A 16421-nucleotide genomic window follows, 5' to 3' on the forward strand; every position below is an offset into this window, starting at 1 on the left:
GGGCGCGCACGCCCTCGCCGTGGTCGGTCAGAAGCGGAAGGCGACCGCGAGCGAGCCGTATTGCGACCCGCCGCCCTGGGTCGTGAACTCCTGGGTGCGCGCCACATAGCTCGCGGTCAGGCGGGCGCGGCGGTACATAACCGCGAAGCCCACCGTCAGGTCGGCCACCAGCGGCTCGCGCGTCACATGCGGCCCGTCCCGCCAGGTGTTGCCGTCGAGGAAGATGTTGCGCGCGATGGCGCGGCCCTCGACGCCGGCGAAGACGTACCAGCCGAAACCGCTGCCCTCGGGCTGGAAGAAGGCCGAGCCGGACTGCGCGGGGCGCGTGCGGGGCGGGCCGAAATCCGCGTTCAGATTGCTGCCGATACGCGCCATCATCCCGGCGCTGGCATAGGTGTAGACATTGCCCAGGCTGGCATTGAGGCTCGGCACGAAGCCGTATTGCAGCCCCTCGATGCCGGTCTCGTAGTTCCAGCGCCACTGCCGCGCGAGCATCACGTTGAGGCCGAATTCGTCCTTGAGCTGATGGCTCCAGCCCTCCGCCAGGTCGAAGTTGCGCAGCCGGTGGACGCCGTTCTGGAACTGCTCGCCCAGCGCGCCGGGGCCCACGATGCCGGCCTGGAGCTCCAGGCTGCCATAGGAGGTCGCGGTATAGGAGGCCAGGGAGAGCGTGCCGAAGAGCCAGCCGGCATAGGGCCGGTCGCGCGGGTCGGGGTTGCGGCGCGAGGTGTCCTCGGGCGTGAAGATGTTCTGGCCGAAGGAGACGCCCCAGCGCGGCGTGCCGCCCTCGGGAAAGATGAGGCTCAAGCGCCCGGTGACGGCGGAGACCCAGCGCGGCGGATCATAGGAGGGCGAGCGCCAGTCGAACTGGAAGCCGCTGGTGTAATTCTTGTCCGTGCCGGCGAAGAGGTCGTTGTCCAGCATGAAGGAGAAGGTGCCGCGCGAGTCGGGGACCTGCACGTCGCGCACGGGCTCGCCCAGATTCGGGGTTTCGGGCAGCTGCACGCGGACCGGCTGGGCGAGGGCCGCGGTGCCGGAGAAGGCGAGCAGGGCGCCGAGGACGGACAGCTTCAAGCGGGAGCCGGTCACGCGGCGACGTTCAGGGCGAAGATGGGGAATAGGGGCATGATGAATCCTTGTCGGAAACCTTAATGGTCGACGGTGATGGTGGTTGCAGTGCGGCATCCGCCTTCGGCCCCATGTGACATCTGGGCCGCATGTCACTTCCGGGGCGGGCATCTCGTCTGGGTGGAACAACGCCCTTGCGAAGGAACAGGACCATGAGCGAACGAATCGACTACATGAAGGTCGCGCCGGCCGGCGTGAAGGCGCTGGGCGGCGTCTATGGCTATATCATGCAATCCGGATTGCCGGAGGAGCTGCTGGAGCTGGCCTATTACCGCACCAGCCAGATCAACGGTTGCGCCTATTGCCTGGACCTGCATTCCAAGGCGCTCACGGCCAAGGGCTTTGCCCTCGCGAAGCTGGTCCTCGTCCCGGTCTGGCGCGAAGCCGAGGCGCTGTTCGATCCGCGCGAGCGGGCGGCCTTGGCCTGGGCGGAGACGGTGACACGCGTGGCCGATACCGCCATCCCCGATGAGGCCTTCCAGGCCGCCTCCGCGGCATTCTCCGAGAAGGAGCTGGTGGACCTGACCATCGCCATCGGGCTGATGAACACCTTCAACCGCCTCGCGATCGGCTTCCGCCGGACGCCGGATGCGCTCCGCGATCAGTAGACGTCGCGGCGATAGCGCCCCTCCTCGGCGAGGGCTTCCAGCGCCTCATGGCCGAGCGCCTCGGCCAAGGCGGCGTGCACGCCCGTGGCCATGCCCTCCAGGCTGCCGCAGACATAGATGGCCGCACCCTCCGCGATCCATTCGCGCAAGGCCCCCGCCGCCTCGCGCAGCCGGTCCTGCACATAGAGACGCGCCGGCTGGTCGCGCGAGAAGGCGAGGTCGAGCCGCGTCAGTACGCCCTCGGCCTGCCAGAGCTCGATCTCCTCGCGATAGAGAAAGTCCTGCGCGCGGGTGCGCTCGCCGAAGATGAGCCAGTTGCGCCGGCGCCCCGCCGCCGCCCGCGCCTTGAGATGCGCGCGTAGCCCCGCGATGCCCGTGCCGTTGCCGATGAGGATCATCGGCCGGTCCTCCTCGGGCGCGTGGAAGCCGCGGTTGCTGCGCAGGCGCAGCGCGATGGGGCTGCCCATGGGCGCGAATTCCGTCAGCCAGCCCGAGCCGATGCCCAGCCGCCCATCCGGATGCCGCGCCTGCCGCACCACCAGCTCCAGCCGCCCGTCGCCGGCGAGCGAGGCGATGGAGTATTCGCGATGGGGCAGGGGCTTCTGCCGCTCATGCGCCTGCTCGGGCGTCAGGCCCTCCAGCTCGGCCGGATCCTCGGGGAGCATCCGGTCGGCGAGGGCCTCGGCGAAATAGGGCGGGAAGCGGGCCAGCGCCTCGATGGCGTTGCGCGGGCCGATTTCGGCGATGTCGCCCGCCTGCCATTCGGCGCTCCCCTCCATCGGCTCCAGCGCGAGATGGAAGGCCGCACCGCCGGGGCTGCCGGGGTTGAGCTCGCGGCGCTCGACCAGCCGCCATTCCGCAAAGCGGGGGGGCGCCCAGTCCGGCACCTCGCTCACGCCCGCGATCTTGCCCAGGTGATACTGCCAGTGCCGCAGCGCGCCGCCATCGGCGTCGTCCACCTCGACGCGGTCGAAGATCGGCGTCGCACCCTGGGTCTGCAGCCAGGCGTCCAGCTGGCGGCCGAAGGCGCAGTAGCGCGCATAGCCGCTGTCGCCGAGCGCGAGCAGCCCGTAGTCGAGATCGCCCAGCGCGGCCTTGTGGCCCATCACGCGGCGCACGAAGCGCGCGGCATGGTCGGGCGGGTCGCCCTCGCCGGTGGTGCTGACGATGAAGACGGCGCGGCCGGCGACGGCCAGGGTATCGGCGTCCAGCGCCTCCAGCGGCGCGATGCGGGCCGGCACGCCCCCGGCGATGAGGGCTTCGGCGCTGCGCCGGGCGAGCTCCTCCGCGAAGCCGGTCTGGCTCGCATAGGCGACGAGCACGGGCGCGCGGTCGCCCGCGGAATCCGGCAGGGCGGCGAGGCGTCGCCTGCGCGCGCGGCGCCAGGCGACGAGGCCGCAGAAGGCGACATAGGCCAGCAGCACCGCGCCGGCGGTCAGGGTGCGTTCCGTCTCGGGCGACACAGGTCAGTCCAGCATGGCGGCGAAGGCGGGGGACATGCGCTCGGCCAGGCCGCCCTCCTCGCGCGTGACGAAAAGCGCGCTCAATCCATGGCGCGCGGCGAGCTCCAGCCCCTCGCTCGGGCCGAGCACATAGAGCGCCGTGGCCCAGGCGTCGGCGCGCATGCAGCTCGGATGCAGGACGGTCACGGAGGCGACGTCATGGGCGACGGGCCAGCCCGTGCGTGGGTCCAGCGTATGGCCGTAGCGGCGGCCGTCCTGCTCGAAGAAGCGGCGATAGTCGCCCGAGGTGGCGATGGAGAGGCCGTGCAGCGCCACGACGAAATCCTCCTGCTCCGTGGAGGTGCCCGGCACGGATTCGATCGCGACCCACCAGGGCGAGCCATCGGGCTTCATCCCCAGCCCGCGCAGCTCGCCGCCGATCTCGACCAGGAAGGAGCCTAGGCCCTGGGCGATCAGATGCTCGGCGACGAGATCGACCGCATAGCCCTTGGCGATGCCCGAGAAATCGAGCCCGAGGCCCCCCGGCTGGAACAGCGCGCCGCCATCGAGGGCGAGTCCGGGTTTCGCCAGCGCCCGCGCGATATCGCCGGCCTGCGGCGTGCCCTCGGCGGCGGGGACCGGGCCGAAGCCCCAGAGGTCCACCAGCGGCGCCATGGCGGGGTCGAAGGCGCCACCGCTGAGCGCGGCGATCTCCAGCCCGCAGGTCAGGACCGTCAGGAATTCGGCGGGCAGCCGGTGCCGCGAACCGGCGGGCGCAGCGTTGAAGCGGCGCAGGTCCGAATCCGCCCGCCAGCCGCTCATCTGCGCGAGGACCGTCTCCAGCCGCGCCTCGATGCCGGGGCGCAGCGCGGAGGTCTCCACGCGGCCCAGGTAGCGGACCGACCAGGTGGTTCCCATGGTCGCCCCACCCAGGCTCCGCACCTCGCCCGGCCGGGCCGGGACGAGCGATGCGGTCAGTTCAGGGACGAGGACCCTGTTCAGGGCAGGACCTCGAGCGTCGCGGCGTAGCTGGCATTGCGCTGCACGCCGGCGATGCCGGAATTGTCGTCGCGCACCGAGGCGCTGACCCAATGCATGCCCGGGCCGCCCCAGCGGATCTCGAAGACGCCATCCGCGCCGGTCTTGATCTTCTGGTCGTTCAGCGCGTCGCGGTAGCGATTGCCGCCGGGGACGACCTCCACATCCACGCCGCCGGCCGGGCGGCCGTCGAGCATCAGGCGGAAGCGCGCGGGCTCGCCGGCGACGAGGTCGTTGGGATGGGTGATGGCCACCATCTCCAGCCCCTCGTTGATCGGCTGCAGCACGCGCTCGCTCGGCGCGCCGCGGGTGACGAAGATCTCGTTGCGGCGTTGGCTGAGCGTGACGCGCAGCTGCTCGGCGCCCTGGGGCACGGCCGTCGCGAAGGCCTCGCGCGTGCCGCGCCAGCGGCGCTGCTCGCCGCCCTGGCGCCAGGTGGCGGACATGCCCTCGGCCGCGACGGAGGCGCGATAGGTGCCGGGCTCGGTCAGGCGGAAATCGAAGGTGCTGCGATAGCGCCCGCGCGACTGGTTCTCGACCGTCACCGCGCGGCCGTCGGGCCCCGTGACGGTCAGCCCGTCGAGCGGCATCGGGAAATGCTCGAAGTAGAAGAGGTCGTTGGAGATGGCGGCATCGACCGTCACCCAGGGGTCATTGCCCGAGAGCACGGTGGCCGAGGGCATCATCCAGGCGCGGTGCGCCAGGGCCTCGGCGACCGGGGCCAGGCCGACCGGCAGGGCGACCATGGCGGCCAGGACGAGGCGGCGGAAGGGGAAGCTGGAGATCATCTTCTGACCTTTCTTCTTCAGGGCTGGGTGGAAACGGAGAAAGCGCCGAGCTCGGTGGAGCCCTGGGCAGTGCCGGTTTGGGCGGCTGCCGGCGGCCACTGGAAGGGCACGCGGAGGAGCTCTCGGCCGCCCACCTCGCGCGCGGCCTCGACGACGAGGTTATACTGACCGGCCGGCAGGCTCGCGAGCGGACCGCTCGCCGCGTCGAAGCGCAGCGTGTGGCGGCCGGGCGCGCGCGTCGCGCCGGTCACGCCCTCGATGGGCATGCGCAGATCGCGGCCCGAACGGCGCCACCACTGGCGCATGTCCTTCAGCCACTTCTCGCCCTCGTTGTCGCGCAGGCGGATCGCGTACCAGACGGCCAGGTTGGCGGCCGTGGACTGGTCCGCCCGCTCGACCCAGAGCGCCACATAGGGGCGGTGGTATTCGGCGACGGTGAGTGTCGGGATCTCGAGGGTGACGTTCAACTCGGCCGCGCCCGCGCCCAAGGCGGGAAGCACGGCGGCGCTGGCGGCGAGGGCGGGAAGAAGACGCATGGAACCTCTCAGTGAATGAACAGGATGGCGAGGACGACCGGCACCACGAGCCCAAGCCCGACCATGGGCCAGGTGGTCGGCCGCCCGCCCGCATGCATGTGCAGCAGGAAGAGCCCGGTCAGGCAGAAGACGAAACAGGCGATCGCGAAGACGTCGAGGAACCAGCTCCAGGCCGTGCCCGTGTTGCGGCCCTTGTGCAGGTCGTTGAGGTAGGAAACCCAGCCACGCGTGGTGACCTCGTGGCGCGTCTCGCCCGTCTGGCGGTCGATATTGATCCAGGCGTCGCCGCCGGGGCGGGGCAGAGGAAGGTAGATCTCGTCGGCCGACCATTCGGCCTCCCGGTCGCCGGCGGTGACGCCGAATTCGCGAGAGATCCAGTCGCGCAGCGGCGCGGGGAGGGCGCGCTTCACGTCGCCCTGGGTCGGCGGCAGCGCCTCCAGCAGCGCGGCGGGGAGCATGGCCGTGCGTGCGGCGGTCCTGGGCGATCCCTCGATCTGGGCCGCGTGATTCAGCGTGATGCCGGTCGCGGCGAAGAGCAGCATCCCGATCAGGCAGATGGCCGAGCTGATCCAGTGCCACTGGTGCAGCTGCTTCAGCCAGAAGGATCGGTTGCCGGCCGCGAGGGGGGGCCTGGCCGTGCCGGTCTTGCTCGGGGTCATGTCGCCTCATTGAGAATGGTTCGCAAATAGCCGGTCCGAGGGCGGCTTGCAAATCTCGTAACGTAACGACGACCGTGCCCGTGACGGCCCGATAAACCCGGTCTAGTTTCCGGCCAGATTCCGAATGGGGGAAATGTCGTATGGCGAAGTCGCCGAACCAGGGTCAGTCCATCACCGAGCGCAGCGGCGGCAAGCTGCTGGCCGACGCCCTGGTGGCGCAGGGGGCGACGCATGTCTTCGCCGTGCCGGGCGAGAGCTATCTCGATCTGCTCGACGGGCTCTATGCCGTCCGCAACCGGATCGAGCTGATCACCTGCCGCTTCGAGGCCGGCGCCGTTCACATGGCCGAGGCCCATGGCAAGCTCACCGGCAAGCCGGGCGTGGCCATCGTCACCCGTGGCCCGGGCGCCTGCCACGCCTCGATCGGCGTGCATGTCGCCATGCAGGACAGCACGCCGCTGATCCTGCTGGTCGGCCAGATCCCCGTCATCGAGACGGATCGCGAGACCTTCCAGGAGGTCGACTATCGCAAGATGTTCGCGCCCCTGGCCAAGTGGGTCACGCAGATCGACCATGCCGACCGCATCCCCGAGATCATGGCCCATGCCTTCGACGTCGCGACCAGTGGCCGTCCGGGGCCCGTGGTCATCGCCATCTCCGAGGAGATGCAGAAGGACCTGGTCTCCGTGCCCGATATCGGCCCGGCCGACATCATGCCCGCCTTCCCCTCGCCCGACGCGATTCCCAGGATGATGGCGCTGCTCGCCAAGGCCGAGCGCCCGCTGGCCATCATCGGCGGCAGCCGCTGGACGGAAGAGGGCCGCAACGCGATTCGTGACTTCGTGGTCGCCAACGACATCCCCACCTGCGTCTCCTTCCGCCGCCAGGGCCTGTTCGACGGCACGTCGGAGCATTTCGTGGGTGATCTGGGCGTTGGCGCCGACGGCAAGCTGGTGGCCGCCGCCAAGGAGGCCGACCTCATCCTCGCCTTCGGCACCCGCATGGGCGAGCCGGTGAGCCAGGGCTACACCCTGCTGGACATGGCGGGCGCCACGCCGCTCGTTCAGGTCTATCCCGACCAGGCCGAGATCGGCCGCGTCTATCGTCCCGCGCTGGGCATCACCTCGGACGTGAATGCCTTCGCCCTGTCGCTCAAGGGCCAGAAGATCGCCAAGCCGGTCTGGGGCAGCTGGCGCAAGAAGGTCCGCGCCGCCCGCGAGGAGCAGGCCGCGGCCCCGGAATACGAGGGCAAGATCAACCTCGCCCGCGCGCTCCAGGCGCTGGAGAAGGAGCTGCCGAAGGACACGATCTTCACGACCGACGCCGGCAACTTCGCCACCTGGCCGACGCGCTTCATGCATGTGAAGGAGGGCCAGGATTTCCTCGGCCCCACCAACGGCGCCATGGGCTACGGCGTGCCGGCGGCGATCGGCGCGGCCATCTCCTTCCCCGACCGGCAGGTGATCTGCTTCGTCGGCGACGGCGGCTTCATGATGACCGGCCAGGAGATCGCCACCGCCTTCCATCACGGCGTGGCGCCGATCATCCTCGTCTTCAACAACTCCATGTACGGCACGATCCGCATGTACCAGGAGCGAGTCTATCCCGAGCGCGTCAGCGGCACGCTGCTGACCAACCCGGACTTCACCAAGTTCATCGAGGCCTTCGGCGGCCATGGCGAGCTGGTGGAGACGACCGACGAGCTGGTGCCGGCCTACAAGCGCGCGGTCGCGAGCGGCAAGCCCGCGATCATCGAGATCCGCACCAATCCGGAGCAGGTCACGAATCGCGCGACCATCTCGGACCTCCGCGCCCAGGGCGCGGGCGTGAAGAAGTAAGATCCAGCTAGTATATTCCAAGGTGTGCTTTACCGGGCGGCGAGGGCTATCCTCCCGCCCGTGAGAGTTTCCCTGGCTGCCCTGATCGCCCTCCTCGCCCTCGCGGCCTGCCGCGAGGAGAAGCGGGATTCCGCCGGACCGGCGCCGCCGCCGGCCTCGCGCCAGCAATCGGCGCGCGACGCCGCCGCCGCATCGCTGCGCGACCGCCTGAACGGGCGGGAGACGCAGCTGCGCGGTGTGCAGGTCTTCACCCAGGCGCTGGCCGATACAGTGGCCGTCTGCGGCCGTTCCAGCGCCGGGGCGGGCGACCCCTATATTCCCTATGTCGCGGTCGTGGCCTTCGAGGGCGAGGCTGCGCGGGTGACGGGCTTCACGCTCGGCGCCACCGGGCCCGAGGCCACGCGCGTTTTCCTCGAACTGGTGGATCGCTGCTTCGACGGCGGCGGTCCGGTGACGAATCGGCCCATGGCGCGCAGCTATCCGCCGTTGCCGGCCATCCCCGGGGCGGGGCCGGGCGAGGTTGCGGCCGCCGTGCCCCCGATGCCCGCGCCGGCCGCCGCCGCCCCGCCGGCCGCCCCAGCGGGCGTGCAGATCCTGGCGGGACCCAGCGCGCCGGCCGCCTTGCCCGCCTCGCGGCAGACAGTCACCACCTGGGCCCGCACCGGCGCCAATCTGCGCAACGGACCGATCGGCGGCGAGGTCATCGGCGTCGTCCCGGCCTCGACCACGCTCGAGGTCGTCGGCGAGGCGCCGGGCGGCTGGTATCAGGTCGCCCAAGGCGGGGTCGCGATCGGCTGGCTGCATGCCTCGGTGCTGGAGGCGCCGGCGCGCTGACGCCCCTGCATTGACGCTCCCGCATTGACGCTACGGGCCCTCGATGCGAAGCCTCTGGGCGCCAATCCAGGAGCCGCCATGTCCAGCCTTCAGTCCACCATCGAATCCCTTTGGGAAAAGCGCGACACCATCTCCGCCAGCACCCAGGGCGAAGCGCGCGAGGCCGTCGAGGCCGCGCTCGAGATGCTGGACAGCGGCAAGGCCCGCGTCGCCGAGCCCAAGGACGGCACCTGGCAGGTCAATCAGTGGCTGAAGCAGGCCGTTCTGCTCTCCTTCCGCCTGACCGATTCCGCGCCGATGGACACCTCCGCGGGTGCCTATGACAAGGTGCCGCTGAAGTGGGAGGGCTGGGGCCCGAACCGCTGGAAGGAAGCCGGCTTCCGCGCCGTCCCCGGCGCCATCGCCCGCCGCTCCGCCTATATCGCGCCGAACGTGGTGCTGATGCCGAGCTTCGTGAATCTCGGCGCGCATGTCGGCGCGAACACGATGGTCGACACCTGGGCGACGGTGGGTTCCTGCGCGCAGATCGGCAAGAACGTGCATCTCTCGGGCGGCGTGGGCATCGGCGGCGTGCTGGAGCCGCTGCAGGCCAATCCCGTCATCATCGAGGACGATTGCTTCATCGGCGCGCGCTCCGAAGTGGTCGAGGGCGTGATCGTCGAGCAGGGCTCGGTGCTCTCCATGGGCGTGTTCCTTTCGGCCACGACCAAGATCATCGACCGCAACACCGGCGAGATTTTCGTCGGCCGCGTGCCGTCCTATTCGGTCGTGGTCCCCGGCAACCTGCCGGGCAAGCCGCTGCCGGACGGCACGCCGGGACCCAGCCTCTATTGCGCCGTGATCGTGAAGCGGGTGGACGCGCAGACGCGCGCCAAGACCTCGATCAACGACCTGCTGCGCGACTAAGACCTTGGCGCGAGGCAACCTGCCGGAAGAACCGGCCGACCCGATCCCGCTGGCGCAGGCGCTCATCCGCTGCCGCAGCGTGACGCCGGCCGATGGCGGCGCGCTCGCGACCATGGAAGCGGCGCTCGCGCCGCTCGGCTTCACCTGTACGCGGCTCAAGTACGGAGAGGTGGACAACCTCTTCGCCCGCCGCGGCACGGAGGGGCCGCATCTCTGCTACGCCGGGCACACCGATGTGGTGCCGCCCGGCGACGAGGCCGCCTGGAAGGACAACCCCTTCGCGGCGGTCATCAAGGACGGCGTGCTCTACGGCCGCGGCGCCTGCGACATGAAGGGCGGCATCGCCGCCTTCGTGGCCGGGCTGTCCGACTTCATCGCCGCCAATCCCGACCATCCCGGCTCCATCTCGCTGCTCATCACGGGCGACGAGGAGGGGCCGAGCGTGGACGGCACGCGCCGCGTGCTGGAATGGATGGCCGAGAACGGCCACACGCCCGACATGTGCGTCGTGGGCGAGCCGACCTCCAAGAAGCAGCTCGGCGACACCATCAAGGTCGGCCGGCGCGGCAGCATGAATGCCTTCATCACGGTGAAGGGCCGCCAGGGCCACAGCGCCTATCCGCAGCTCGCTGACAATCCGGTGCATCGGCTGATCCGCGTGCTGAACGCGCTGACCTCCGAGCCGCTGGATGCCGGCAGCCAGTTCTTCGAGGCCTCGACGCTCCAGGTCACCGGCCTCCAGGTGGACAACACGGCCACCAACGTGATCCCGGCGGAGGCGAAGGCCTTCTTCAACATCCGCTTCAACGACCACCATCATTCGAGCGCCCTGACCGAGCGCATCCGTGCCGTGCTCGCCGAGCATGCGCCCGATCACGAGCTGCGCGTCTCCGTCTCCGGCGAGAGTTTCCTGACCTCGCCCGGCCCCTTCGTCGAAGCGCTGCAGCGCGCGGTGCGGCGCGGGACGGGCCTCGAGGCCAGGCTCGATACCGGCGGCGGCACCTCGGATGCGCGCTTCATCACGCATTACTGCCCCGTCGCCGAGCTCGGCGCGGTGGGCGCGACCCTGCATCAGCGCGACGAATGCGCGCCCGTCGAGGAGCTGCGCGCGCTCGCCGGATTGTATCGCATCGTGATCGAGGAGTGCCTGCGCTGAACCCGCCCAGCGTCGCCAACGGCATCGCCGCCGCCATCCTCTTCGCGCGCGGCCGTGTCGAGGGGCTGGCGCTGATCGCACCGGGGCTGGAGGGCGCGCGGCATTCCTTCCTCGCCGCGCTCATCTGCCTGCCGGTGCTGCTGGTGCTGCGCATCATCGGATGGTCGACGCAGGGCGCGCCGCCGAGCGGCGTGGCGGTCGCGCTGGTGGCGGAGCTGATCGGCTACACCCTGAGCTGGGTGGCCTTCGCCTTGGCCTCCCTGGGGCTGGCGCAGCGGGCCAAGCGCTCGGGCGACTGGCCGCGCTTCATCGCGGCCTGGAACTGGTCCAATCTCGTGCAATATGCGCTGCTGATCGTGCTGCTGGTGCCGAGCGTGCTGGGCCTGCCCGGCTGGGTCGGCAATGCGCTGGGCCTGGTGGCGGTGGGCTATGCGATCTGGCTGGAATGGTTCGTGACGCGGGTCGCGCTGAATATCCCCGGCATGGCGGCGGCGATGTTCGTCGTGCTGGACCTGACGATGGGGCTGTTCATCGGCGCCCTGACGGCGAAGATCACCGGCGGCTGAACGCCGCCCGACCGAGCAGCGCCAGCACGGCCAGGAGGCCAAGCGGCAGGAGCGCGTGACCGTACTCTCCATGCAGGAGGAGCGTCGTCGCAGCCGCGGCCATCACCAGCGCGCCCAGGGCCGCGCCCATCCGTCTTGTCCGGTTTCTTACCAGGAAAAGCGCGGTCAATAGTTCCAGGCCGCCGGTCACATGGTGGAACCAGCCGGGAAAGCCCCAGCGTTCATAGTCGTCGAGGATCGCCTGAGGTCCGGCGATGTTGGCCATGCCACCGACCACGAAGAAGACGGCCAGGATCCAGGCCGCGATCTGCGGCAGGCGATTCCGGATCGGCGAAGGCGAAGGGGGGCTTGGCATGGGCGTTCTGGCTCCGGCTGTTGTTAGGCCGGCGCTTGTCTAAAACCTCAACCGAAGTTGAGGTCAAGGGCCTGCATCAACACCAGTCGAGCGGCTCCGGATACTCTACGTTCAGGAAGCACAGCCCCTGCGCCGGCGCCGTCTGCCCGGCGAGGCGGCGATCGCGTCCCTCCAGCACCTCGCGCGGCCAGGCGACCGGCTGCCGCCCGAGCCCGACCTCGTAGAGCGTGCCCGCAAAGTTGCGCACCTGGTGGTGGAGGAAGCTGCGGCCGCTCGCGAAGATGTGGATCTCCTCGCCCATGCGGGTCACGTCCAGGCGCTCCAGCGTGCGCACGGGCGAATCCGCCTGGCAAGAGGTCGCGCGATAGGCCGAGAAGTCATGCTTGCCGATCAGGCCTTGCGCGGCCGCATGCATCGCCTCGTGATCGAGCGGCAAGGGGATGTGCCAGACGCGCCCTTCCTCCAGCGCCGGCTTGGCGCGGCGTGCGAGGATCCGGTAGCGGTAGTGCCGCTGGATCGCCGAGAAGCGCGGCGACCACCCCTCCGGCGCGAAGGCCGCGGCGCGGATGGCGATGCGGTGCGGCTTCACGTGGAAGTCGAGCGCCGCCCGCATGCGATCCGGCGGGAGACGGGCGGACAGCTTCACCTGCACGACCTGGCCTTCGGCATGCACGCCCGAATCCGTGCGGCCCGAGGCGGTGGCAAGCGGCACCACGCCGCCATTCACCGCGGCCGCCGCCTCCTCCAGCGTCTGCTGGACGGAGGGGCCGCTGGCCTGGCGCTGCCAGCCGAAGAAGGCGGTGCCGTCGTATTCGACGAGGAGGGCGTAGTTCGGCATCAGCCCAGAATGGTCCCCGGCGGCAGGGCGTAGCCGCGCAGCAGGGCGTCGGCGTCCATGGCGCCGCGGCCGGGGCGCTGAAGGCGCGTCAGGCGCAGCGCGCCCTTGCCGCAGGCCACCGTGAGCGCCGGGCCGGGCAGGATCTCGCCGGGCGCGCCCGAGCCCTCGACGGGCTCGGCGGCCAAGGCGCGCAGCACCTCGCCGCGATGGGAGAAATAGGCGCCGGGCCAGGGATTCATCGCCCGCACCCTGGCATCGAGCGCCGTGGCCGGCTGCGTCCAGTCGAGCAGGCCGTCCGCCTTGGTGAGCTTGGCGGCATAGGTCGTGCCGGTCTCGGGCTGCGGCACGGCGGGGGGATCCTCGTCCAGCGCGCGCAGGATCAGCGACGCGCCCATGGCCGAAAGCGCGTCGTGCAGCTCGGGGGTGGTGGCGCGCGGGCCGAGCGGCACGGTGCCCTTGAGCAGCATCGGGCCCGTGTCGAGCCCTTCCTCCATCCGCATGATGGTGACGCCGCTCTCGGTGTCGCCATGCAGGATGGCCGCGTGGATCGGCGCCGCCCCGCGCCAGCGCGGCAGCAGCGAGGCATGGATGTTGAGGCAGCCGCGCCGCGGCGCGTCCAGCATCGGCAAGGGCAGGATCAGCCCATAGGCCGCCACCACCGCGACATCGAGCTCCAGCGCGGCGAAGGCCGCGTGCTCGGCCGTGTCGCGCTTCACCCGCGCGGGCGTGCGCACCTCCAGCCCGAGCGCCAGGGCCGCGCGATGGACCGGGCAGGGGGTCTCCTGCTGGCCCCGGCCGGCGGGCTTGGGCGGCTGGGTGTAGACGGCGCGGATCTCGTGGCCCGCCGCATGTAAGGCGTGCAGGGCAGGGACCGAGAAGTCCGGGCTGCCCATGAAGGCGAGTTTGAGGGGCTTATTCATCCCTCGCCTTCTTGAGCTCCTTGGCCAGCTTGCGCAGCATCATGTTGCGCTTCAGCGGCGAGAGATGATCGACGAAGAGCACGCCGTTCAGATGATCGATCTCATGCTGCAGGCAGACGCCGAGCAGGCCTTCGGCCTCCATCTCCTGGCGCGACCCCTCCAGATCCAGCCAGCGCAGCTTGATCCGCTCCGGGCGCTCCACATCGGCGTATTGGCCGGGCAGCGAGAGGCAGCCTTCCTCGCGCAGGGCCATCTCCTTGGTGGCGGCGATGATCTCCGGATTGATCAGGACCATCGGCGCGGGCGCCTCCTCCTTGCCGGCGACGTCCACCACGATCAGCCGCAGGTTCGAGCCCACCTGCGGCGCGGCCAGCCCGATTCCGGGCGCGGCGTACATCGTGGCCAGCATCCGGGGCGCCAGCGCGCGGACGATATCGTCGTCCGCAGGGCCGACCGGCCGGGCCTTGAGGCGCAGCCGGGCGTCGGGAACAATCAGGATAGGCAGTTTTTCGTCGATCATGATGTCCGGGGAGGTAGCCCCGCCGCCCCAGGCTTGCAACGGCGCGCCCGCCGGGCCAAGTCTCACGGGCTCGCATGCCGCCTATTCCAGGGGCGTGGGGCCATACTCGCTCCTTGCAGGAGGCTCAATGTCGCGTTCCTCGGTGTTCGGCTCGCCGTTGTTTCTGGGTTTCGACCATCTCGAGCAGATGCTCGACCGCGTTCAGAAGAACGCCGATGGCTATCCCCCCTATAATATCGAGCAGACGGGCGAGGCGCGGCTGCGCATCACCCTGGCGGTCGCCGGCTTCTCCATGGACGACCTCGCGATCACCCAGGAGGACAACCAGCTCGTCATCCGCGGCCGCCAGCGTGACGATGGCGAGGGGCGCATCTTCATCCATCGCGGCATCGCCGCGCGGCAGTTCCAGCGGGCCTTCGTCCTGGCGGAGGGCATCGACGTCGAGGGCGCCTTCCTCGACAACGGCCTGCTGCATATCGACCTCCAGCGCCCCATGCCCGAGGTGAAAGTGCGCTCCATCCCGATCGGGCGGCAGGGGGCGGGCCCCACGCGGCCGGTCGTGCGTCAGCGGGTACGCGGCGAGGAGACTTAGCTTCGGGAATTGTCTTTGCCGGGCATGGTGCCCGGCATGGAACTCCTGTTAATCCTTTCGCAGTTGCGAAAAGGATTTGGCCTTGCTCAAGAAGCTCGCCGCGACCCTTGCGGTCCTGGCCCCCGTCACCGTTTCGGCCCAAACGCTTTCAGCCCAGACGCTGACCATCGGCGCCGCCGCGCCCGTCACCACCATCGACCCGCATTTCCACAACATGGGCCCCAACAACGCCCTGTCGATGCACATCTTCGACAAGCTCGTGGAGCGCGACGGCCAGTCCCGCCTGCACCCCGCTTTGGCCACCAGCTGGCGCGCGATCTCGGACACCGAGTGGGAGTTCAAGCTGCGCCAGGGCGTCACCTGGCATGACGGGCGGCCCTTCACGGCCGATGACATCGCCTTCTCCTTCGCCCGCATCCCCGACGTGCCCAACAGCCCCGGCGGCTTCGGCGGCTTCCTGCGCCTGGTCGAGCGCATCGAGGTGCCCGATCCCCAGACGCTGCGGGTCCACACCCGCCAGCCCAACCCGCAGCTGCCGCTGGACCTCGCCTCGGTGATCATCGTCTCCCGCCATGCGGGCGAGGGCATGGGCACGGAGGACTACAATTCCGGCCGCGCCGCCATCGGCACGGGACCCTATCGTTTGGTCTCCTTCCGCCCCGGCGACCGCGTCGAGATGGTGCGCAACGACGCCTATTGGGCCGGCCCGCAGCCCTGGACGCGGGTGAACTACCGCATGGTCCTGAACGACGCCGCCCGCACGGCGGCCCTGCTGGCCGGCGACGTGGACCTCATCGAGCAGATCCCCTCCAGCGACGTCGCCCGCCTGCGCCGCGACCCGCGCCTGCAGGTGACCGAGGTCGCGAGCCTGCGCACCGTCTACATGGCGCCCAACTTCTCCCGCGAGGGCGCGACCCCGCTGGTGACCGACAATGCCGGCGTGCCCTTGCCGGCCAACCCCTTCCGCGACATTCGCGTGCGCCGCGCGCTCTCCATGGCGATCAACCGCGACGCCCTGGTGGAGCGCGTGATGGAGGGCGGCGCCGTCGCCTCGGGGCAGTGGCTGCCCGAGGGCGCCTTCGGCTACAACCCCGCCATCCGCCCGCAGCGCTTCGATGCGGAGGGCGCCAAGCGCCTGCTGGCCGAGGCCGGCTTCCCCGACGGCTTCCGCCTGACCCTGCACACCCCCAACGACCGCTGGCCCAATGATTCGCGCATCGCCCAGGGCGTGGCGCAGATGTGGACGCGGATCGGCGTGCGCGTGCAGCTGGAGGCGCTGCCCTTCTCCGCCTTCGTGCCGCGCCGCGCGCGCCAGGAATTCGCCATGCAGCTCGGTGCCTGGGGCAGCTCGACCGGCGAGGCCTCGAACTTCATGATCAACATCGTCTCGAGCTACGACCGGGCGAAGCTGACCGGCGCGAACAATGCCGGGCGCTATTCCAACCCGGCCGTGGACGCGCTGACGGCGCGGGCCTCCGTCGAGATGGACGACGCGCGTCGCGAGGCGCTGTGGCACGAGGCGGTGGCCCTGGTCGACCAGGAGGTGCCGACGCTCCAGCTCTTCCAGCTCAACAACGCCTGGGCGCTGCGCCGCGGCCTCGTGCACGAGCCGCGCATGGATGAGCGGACGGTCGCAATGGGGGTGCGCCCGGCCCCCTGATGCTGTTAGCCTCCCCGTCAAAGATGTCGGGGTGGAT

18 protein-coding genes are annotated in these 16421 nt (G+C 70.3%); 8 read left to right on the forward strand and 10 right to left on the reverse strand.

The annotated features are described in order from the left end of the window. Positions 1–27: 27 nt before the first annotated feature. On the reverse strand, positions 28–1089 hold the full coding sequence (locus ACO057_RS22460; RefSeq protein WP_421995710.1) for a lipid A deacylase LpxR family protein: 1062 nt from the start codon (positions 1087–1089) through the stop codon (positions 28–30). Positions 1090–1280: 191 nt separating this feature from the next. On the opposite strand from ACO057_RS22460, the gene ACO057_RS22465 reads away from it, so the two are divergent. Next, a complete protein-coding gene (locus ACO057_RS22465; RefSeq protein ID WP_421995712.1) occupies positions 1281–1736 on the forward strand; it encodes a carboxymuconolactone decarboxylase family protein in 456 nt (151 codons plus the stop codon). Here the strand turns inward: ACO057_RS22465 and ACO057_RS22470 are convergent. The 5 genes from ACO057_RS22470 to ACO057_RS22490 all read right to left on the reverse strand — a co-directional run bounded on the left by ACO057_RS22470 (position 1730) and on the right by ACO057_RS22490 (position 6199). After that, on the reverse strand, positions 1730–3199 hold the full coding sequence (locus tag ACO057_RS22470) for a sulfite reductase subunit alpha (RefSeq protein ID WP_421995714.1): 1470 nt from the start codon (positions 3197–3199) through the stop codon (positions 1730–1732). The genes ACO057_RS22465 and ACO057_RS22470 overlap by 7 nt on opposite strands. A 3-nt stretch (positions 3200–3202) precedes the next feature. Then, on the reverse strand, positions 3203–4096 hold the full coding sequence (locus ACO057_RS22475) for an FAD:protein FMN transferase (protein WP_421995716.1): 894 nt from the start codon (positions 4094–4096) through the stop codon (positions 3203–3205). Between the two features lie 80 nt (positions 4097–4176). After that, a complete protein-coding gene (locus ACO057_RS22480) occupies positions 4177–5004 on the reverse strand; it encodes a DUF4198 domain-containing protein (protein ID WP_421995718.1) in 828 nt (275 codons plus the stop codon). A gap of 17 nt (positions 5005–5021) precedes the next feature. Then, positions 5022–5540: a DUF2271 domain-containing protein gene (locus ACO057_RS22485; RefSeq protein ID WP_421995720.1), complete on the reverse strand. Its 519-nt coding sequence runs from the start codon at positions 5538–5540 to the stop codon at positions 5022–5024. 8 nt (positions 5541–5548) lie between these two features. After that, complete coding sequence (locus ACO057_RS22490) at positions 5549–6199, reverse strand: PepSY-associated TM helix domain-containing protein (RefSeq protein WP_421995722.1); 651 nt, start codon at positions 6197–6199, stop codon at positions 5549–5551. Positions 6200–6339: 140 nt separating this feature from the next. Between ACO057_RS22490 and ACO057_RS22495 the strand changes: the two genes are divergently transcribed. The 5 genes from ACO057_RS22495 (at position 6340) to ACO057_RS22515 (ending at position 11499) form a co-directional block, all read left to right on the forward strand. Next, complete coding sequence (locus ACO057_RS22495; RefSeq protein ID WP_421995724.1) at positions 6340–8037, forward strand: thiamine pyrophosphate-dependent enzyme; 1698 nt, start codon at positions 6340–6342, stop codon at positions 8035–8037. A 60-nt stretch (positions 8038–8097) separates the two neighbouring features. After that, complete coding sequence (locus tag ACO057_RS22500; protein ID WP_421995726.1) at positions 8098–8871, forward strand: SH3 domain-containing protein; 774 nt, start codon at positions 8098–8100, stop codon at positions 8869–8871. Positions 8872–8949: 78 nt separating this feature from the next. Then, positions 8950–9777 (forward strand): 2,3,4,5-tetrahydropyridine-2,6-dicarboxylate N-succinyltransferase, encoded by an 828-nt coding sequence (gene dapD / locus ACO057_RS22505; RefSeq protein WP_421995728.1) that lies wholly within the window; start codon positions 8950–8952, stop codon positions 9775–9777. Positions 9778–9781: 4 nt separating this feature from the next. Further along, entirely contained in the window at positions 9782–10933 is a 1152-nt protein-coding gene (dapE, locus tag ACO057_RS22510) for a succinyl-diaminopimelate desuccinylase (RefSeq protein WP_421995730.1), read from the forward strand. Further along, positions 10921–11499, forward strand: coding sequence for a hypothetical protein (locus ACO057_RS22515; RefSeq protein WP_421995732.1), 579 nt, complete (start codon positions 10921–10923; stop codon positions 11497–11499). Before dapE ends, ACO057_RS22515 begins: the two co-directional genes overlap by 13 nt. On the opposite strand, the gene ACO057_RS22520 is transcribed toward ACO057_RS22515, so the two are convergent. From ACO057_RS22520 to def, 4 genes are all read right to left on the reverse strand, one after another. Further along, complete coding sequence (locus ACO057_RS22520; protein WP_421995734.1) at positions 11486–11854, reverse strand: DoxX family protein; 369 nt, start codon at positions 11852–11854, stop codon at positions 11486–11488. The genes ACO057_RS22515 and ACO057_RS22520 overlap by 14 nt on opposite strands. A 76-nt stretch (positions 11855–11930) precedes the next feature. Then, positions 11931–12692, reverse strand: a complete 762-nt coding sequence (truA, locus tag ACO057_RS22525) for a tRNA pseudouridine(38-40) synthase TruA (protein ID WP_421995736.1) — start codon at positions 12690–12692, stop codon at positions 11931–11933. Next, complete coding sequence (fmt, locus tag ACO057_RS22530) at positions 12692–13612, reverse strand: methionyl-tRNA formyltransferase (protein WP_421995738.1); 921 nt, start codon at positions 13610–13612, stop codon at positions 12692–12694. The genes truA and fmt overlap by 1 nt, the downstream gene beginning before the upstream one ends. Further along, a complete protein-coding gene (gene def, locus ACO057_RS22535) occupies positions 13605–14132 on the reverse strand; it encodes a peptide deformylase (RefSeq protein WP_421995740.1) in 528 nt (175 codons plus the stop codon). The genes fmt and def overlap by 8 nt, the downstream gene beginning before the upstream one ends. A 127-nt stretch (positions 14133–14259) precedes the next feature. Between def and ACO057_RS22540 the strand changes: the two genes are divergently transcribed. Both ACO057_RS22540 and ACO057_RS22545 read left to right on the forward strand, forming a co-directional pair. After that, complete coding sequence (locus ACO057_RS22540) at positions 14260–14724, forward strand: Hsp20 family protein (RefSeq protein WP_421995742.1); 465 nt, start codon at positions 14260–14262, stop codon at positions 14722–14724. 82 nt (positions 14725–14806) lie between these two features. Then, complete coding sequence (locus tag ACO057_RS22545; RefSeq protein WP_421995744.1) at positions 14807–16384, forward strand: ABC transporter substrate-binding protein; 1578 nt, start codon at positions 14807–14809, stop codon at positions 16382–16384. Positions 16385–16421: the final 37 nt, after the last annotated feature.

This window comes from Roseococcus sp. (genome assembly GCF_965227005.1).
Classification (GTDB): Bacteria; Pseudomonadota; Alphaproteobacteria; order Acetobacterales; family Acetobacteraceae; genus Roseococcus.